The organism is Pseudomonas sp. FG35, assembly GCF_057809295.1.
Genome location: NZ_JBMDJR010000038.1, coordinates 1 through 764, shown reverse-complemented (window position 1 = coordinate 764; position 764 = coordinate 1). Strand labels below are relative to the sequence as shown.

Annotated in this window: 1 protein-coding gene; it reads left to right on the top strand. The window is 63.1% G+C overall.

Annotation, left to right across the window (positions count from 1 at the left end):
- The coding region (locus tag ACODTD_RS28795) for an AMP-binding protein (protein WP_489105446.1) at window positions 1–764 on the top strand (764 nt) is incomplete at both ends.

Below are 764 nucleotides of genomic sequence, written 5' to 3'. Positions count from 1 at the left end.
TATGACCTTCAGCAAAGCATCCATGGTCTGTTCGAGGCGCAGGTTTTGCGGTCGCCGCAGGCTGTGGCGGTGCTTTCCGGTGAACAGCGACTGAGTTATGCCGAGCTGAATGCTCGGGCCAATCGTCTGGCCCATCACCTGCGCGGTTTGGGCGTGGGCCCGGAAGCGCGGGTGGCGATCTGTGTCGAGCGTGGGCTGGACATGGTGGTCGGGCTGCTGGCGATCCTGAAGGCCGGCGGCGGTTATGTGCCGCTGGATCCGGCGTATCCGCTGGAGCGTCTGGCTTACATGCTGAAGGACAGCGCGCCGTCGGCGGTGTTGGTGCAGGGCTCGACTCGCGCCTTGCTGGGTGAGGTGGCGGTGCCGGTGGTCAATCTGGATCACGACACCTGGCAAGCGTTGTCGGCCGATAACTTGGCGGTCGATGGGCTGACTCCGCAGCACACGGCTTACGTGATCTACACCTCGGGCTCGACCGGCCAACCGAAAGGCGTGATCAACGAGCACAGCGGGGTGGTCAACCGCTTGCTGTGGATGCAGGACGCCTATCGCCTGACGGCTGAAGATTCAGTGCTGCAAAAGACGCCGTTCAGCTTCGACGTTTCGGTCTGGGAGTTCTTCTGGCCGCTGATGACCGGCGCGCGACTGGTCATGGCTCGTCCGGGCGGGCACAAGGATCCGTTGTACCTGAGCGAAGTGATCGAGCGCGAACGCATCACCACACTGCACTTTGTGCCGTCGATGCTCGACGTGTTCCTCGCCCA